Source organism: Nitrospinota bacterium, assembly GCA_035528715.1.
Taxonomy (GTDB): domain Bacteria; phylum JADFOP01; class JADFOP01; order DATKYB01; family DATKYB01; genus DATKYB01.
This window is the reverse complement of record DATKYB010000084.1, coordinates 1-4,452: the sequence shown is the minus strand read 5'-3', so window position 1 is coordinate 4,452 and position 4,452 is coordinate 1. Positions and strand designations below refer to the sequence as shown.

The following is a 4,452-nucleotide window of genomic DNA, read 5'->3' as shown; positions in this document are numbered from 1 at the left end:
ATTATGGAAAGGCAGAACAAAATCCAGAGATAAAGGCATGCCTAAAAGAAAAAACCAATCGAACATTTACACTAAATATCGTTGCATTCTTAAAATGCCTGATTTGTCGAACAAAGAAATAGACGAGATGAGAAAAAATTTAGTGCTTCTTGCCCAGACTATCTGTGAACATGTCTGGATGAAGAGATTCTACTAAAAATTATGACAAGTAATGAGAAAAATGAGATCAGGCATATAAAAAACGGAGATTGGTTTTGGATAAATAAAAAAGTATTGCAACTTTTCAGCCGAAGCCTTAAGTCTTCCGGTCTCGCTGTATACAATGTTTTAGCTTCTTTTGCTAATTCAAAAAGTCAGGCCTGTTTTCCCACCCAAAAAACAATAGCTGAGTTGATTGGAATGAGCAAAAGGACGGTCATAAGGAGAATAAGGGAACTCCAAGAGTTTGGCCTGCTGGCCGTTGAAAAGAGGCGGGGACGGTGCCTCTATCGACTTCTTAAGCCAGAGGTGACAAAAGGGACACAGGTAGGTGACAGGAGGGAACACAAACAAGAATTATATAACAAGAAATATTAACAATATCGTTAACGAAGATAAAAAATTTTCAATTCCTTATTCTTTTAAGGGATTTAAACCTGAAACTAGGATAGAACTATTAGCCTCTGATTTAGCCAAAGAGTTAAATGACATTAAATCTTTCTCCTTTTATCTCTCAGTTGCAAAACAATATCCTGAACCGTTTTTACGGAAGATATTAGGAGATGTGAAGGAGTTACCACTAAAGAAAATTAAAAAAAGTCGAGCTGCTTTGTTTAATTATCTAATCAAAAAACATGCCCAAAGAGCAATTAAAAATCATAGGGATTAACCCAGGGACAAGATACTTGGGGGTTGCGGTCTTTCAAGGGTCAGAGCTTATGGATTGGAGAGTGAAGGTCCTCAAAGGAAAGTGGTCAAAAGAGAAGATGAAAAGGGCTGTGGAGATTATCTCAGAGTTTATCGACCGCTATGAGCCAGGTGCTTTAGCCATAAAGAAACTCCATCCCTCACGGAGGTCCCGGAATTTAGCTCAACTCACAGCAAAAATAAAGGAATTTTCCAGAAGAAAAGGTTTGAAGGTCTTCCAATATTCAATAAAGGAAGTAGAGGAGTTTTTCATCAAAGAAGATAAGCTAAACAAAAAGAATATGGCCGAGGCGATTGTCTTGGAGAATCCGGCCCTATTCCATGAGCTTCAAAAGGAGAAGGCTCATAAAAATCCCTACTTTATCAGAGTGTTTGAGGCTGTGGCTTTGACCTCGGTCTGTTTTTATCAATTGGATAAGTAAAAATATGTCAAAAAACAAATCAAAAATCTTAGCCATTGACCCCGGCACTAGAGAGATGGGGATTGCCTTTTTTGATAAGGGAAAGATTATTTATTATGGGGTAAAAACCATTAAAAAAGGGAAATCACCCAGTGAAACCCTGAAAGAAGGAAGAAAGATAATCCTTAGGTTGATAAAGGATTTTAAACCTGATAATCTTATAGCAGAGAAAGCTTTCTTTGCTAATAACCGAAGAGCATCTCTCCTTAATGTCTTTGTCGATAAAATAAAGTCAATTGCCAGACGAAAAAAGCTAAAGCTATTGAACTATGCTCCAAGCACTGTTAAAAAGGCGATCTGTGGCAATGGCCGGGCAAGTAAAAAAGATGTGGCAAGAGTTATCATCTCCAAATACCCGGAGCTTAAGGTTTATCTCACTCAAGATAGGGCTTGGAAGGAGCTTTACCACCAGAATATGTTTGATGCGGTGGCATTGGGGATGATGATAAAATAGGTTGAGAATAATTACAAATGAACTTAAAAAGATTGAGGTTTCGGTCTTTTTTTATTTGATGGAAAGCACTTCAGAGTATATGAAATATTTCAAAATATTGACATATTTTATAGATTTTGTAATATTAAATGAGGAAAACATTATGGGATATTTTAGATAGGAAAGGGAAAATGTTATTCTGTAAAAGTAAAAAAACTCTTTACCAAAGGTCGAATTACTTATAATCTTAATTAATAGGAAGGATAAAAATATGAAAAAAATTTGGATTACAATTGGTCTAATTACGGTCGTAGTATTAGTCATTTTGCTTGCCGTTACTCAGACTAAGAAAGAGCCTAGCGAGATAAAGATTGGATCAATATTATCCCTAACTGGTCGAGGAGCAAAATTCGGCATTGATTCAAAAAATGCAATAGATTTAGCAGTAGAAAAGATTAATACCAGTAATGAATATCCGTTCACTTTGAAAGTAATTTATGAAGACGACAAGGGGGAATCTTCAACGGCCGTTTCAGCGTTGAGAAAACTGATTGAAGTAGATAATGTGCCTGTTATTGTCGGATTTATATTAAGTAACAATGCTCTAGCATGTGCACCAATTGCGGAATCAAAAAAAGTCAATCTTCTTATCACTAATGCTTCCGCAGAGAAAATAAAAGATGCAGGCGATTATATTTTTAGAATTCGTGAAACAGCTGCAACTAATGGAAAGGAAATGGCTAAATATTCCAGGGATACTCTAAATGTGAATACATCTGCGATACTTTATGCGAATGCAGAAAACGGGGTTAGCTATGCTCAGGCTTTCCGTGATAAATCTATAGAACTTGGTGGCAAGATTCTTCTTTCAGAGGCTTTTGAGGAAGGCGAAAAAGACTTTAGAAGTTTGATACTAAAAATTAAAGAGAAAGATCCAGAAGCAGTATATTTGGCTGGATTATCTCCTGAGATGGGACAGATTTTATATCAGTCAAAAGAGCAGGGTTTCAGACCAAAGTTTTGGCTTGGTTCATCTGGAGCTGAGGATCCGATGTTGATTGAAATTGCCAAGGAAGGAGCAGAGGATTTAATTATATCTTCTCCCCCCTTTGATCTATATTCGGAAGACGAGAATGTCCAAAATTTTGTCAAAAAATACAAAGCGAAATATAATTATGAGCCAGGTCCGCCAGGGGCAAATGCATACGATGCTATTTATATAATAGCAGAGGTGATTAAAAAATATGGAAAAACTGCTGACGATATTAAAAGAGGTCTGTATCAAGTAAAAAATTATAACGGAGTCGGTGGTAACATAACTATCGACGAATTTGGCGAAGTTCAAAGGCCAGTCTTGTTTAAGAAGGTCATAAACGGAAGATTTGAGATCATAAGATGAGGGGGTGAACATGAATGCAAATGAAGTAGAAGTAGAGGTCGTCTACTTTTATCCACTTTTAATCCCTTCTCTGCCAGAAAAAGGACCCAATTTAAGAAAAAAAGACAGCGAGGAAAAACATATAGAGCATATGATTTATTTTAAGTATCCCTATTTGGAGTATAATGACCAAACAATAGAGGAACTAAAAGAAAACAGCGTTACTTTCGCCCTATCTGAACCTATAATACTTAAAAATGGTGAGTGCCTTAAAGAGTTCCAAGCTAACTTATCAGGAGATGGAGCTAAATGGCATTTTATCGGTCTAAATAACCATTCTGGAAATTTTTGGGTAAATCTGCCAATAAAAATAGAATATCAGGAAAAGGAATACGATAAATTATTTGGTAAGCTTGTTGCATTAACTCTTATCGGTGATAGAAAAAAAGGCAAAATTATTTCCCAAAATGGAGAAAAAATCAAAATCCCAGAACTTGTTGATGCTTACCGGCATAATAATATTGTGAAAGAACTTAATAAGGATTTATCGCCTATAATAAAGAAAATACATGATGTTTTGGAAAAAATTCCATGCAACCCGTATATAATTGTCATTCTGAGGCACCCCTTTGAAGAAGATGGAATAGAAGGTATGATTAAAAAAATGAAGGATTTTATTTCTGACCAGAATCTTAATATTGCATCTTTGCTTATTCGTTCCAGAGGGGTTTCTTTTGCAGATGAGACTTTCATTTCTAAATACATGGTAAGCAAAGAAGAAAAGCTAATAAATATGTGCGCTCGAAGTGACTTTTTCATAAATGTTCATGAGAGAGCCTCAATAGTAATTCATCCTTTATTAAAGAATGATAATAAAATAGAACCTTCTGGTCTAAAAGCACTAAAAGATACTTATAAGAAATACTCCCTTGAATTTATAAAAAGTGTAGCATATCTAATAGGGCAATGGTATTCCTACGCGGTTTCGGATGTTTGGTTGACTAAGAAGATTTTTGATTATTCGGAAAATATTCAAAAATATGGAGAGGAACGGAAATATAATCAAGAAGGAAAACAAAATAAAAAGAAGGAGAATGAAGCTATAAAGGAACTGAAAAATCTTGCCAGTATTAAAGGATTTGTGATATCTCTGCTTCAGGAAGTGATTACACTTAAGATCTATAGAGGAACACTGAGGGGGGTTATTAATACTCTTTCCGATTACTTTAACATATCTCAAATTAAGGACAATCTGAAATTTAAAGTAAGTCAGA

6 protein-coding genes are annotated in these 4,452 nt (G+C 35.3%); all 6 read left to right on the top strand.

Annotation, left to right across the window (positions count from 1 at the left end):
• On the top strand, positions 1-196 hold a 196-nt coding region (locus VMW81_06430), incomplete at its 5' end, for a hypothetical protein (GenBank protein HUU50575.1).
• A 5-nt stretch (positions 197-201) separates the two neighbouring features.
• Complete coding sequence (locus VMW81_06425; protein HUU50574.1) at positions 202-576, top strand: helix-turn-helix domain-containing protein; 375 nt, start codon at positions 202-204, stop codon at positions 574-576.
• 257 nt (positions 577-833) lie between these two features.
• Positions 834-1,328 carry a crossover junction endodeoxyribonuclease RuvC gene (locus tag VMW81_06420; protein ID HUU50573.1) on the top strand — a complete coding sequence of 165 codons (495 nt, stop codon included), beginning with the start codon at positions 834-836 and terminating at the stop codon, positions 1,326-1,328.
• Between the two features lie 4 nt (positions 1,329-1,332).
• Positions 1,333-1,821, top strand: a complete 489-nt coding sequence (locus tag VMW81_06415) for a crossover junction endodeoxyribonuclease RuvC (protein HUU50572.1) — start codon at positions 1,333-1,335, stop codon at positions 1,819-1,821.
• A gap of 250 nt (positions 1,822-2,071) precedes the next feature.
• Positions 2,072-3,199: an ABC transporter substrate-binding protein gene (locus tag VMW81_06410; protein HUU50571.1), complete on the top strand. Its 1,128-nt coding sequence runs from the start codon at positions 2,072-2,074 to the stop codon at positions 3,197-3,199.
• A 10-nt stretch (positions 3,200-3,209) separates the two neighbouring features.
• On the top strand, positions 3,210-4,452 hold a 1,243-nt coding region (locus VMW81_06405; GenBank protein HUU50570.1), incomplete at its 3' end, for a hypothetical protein.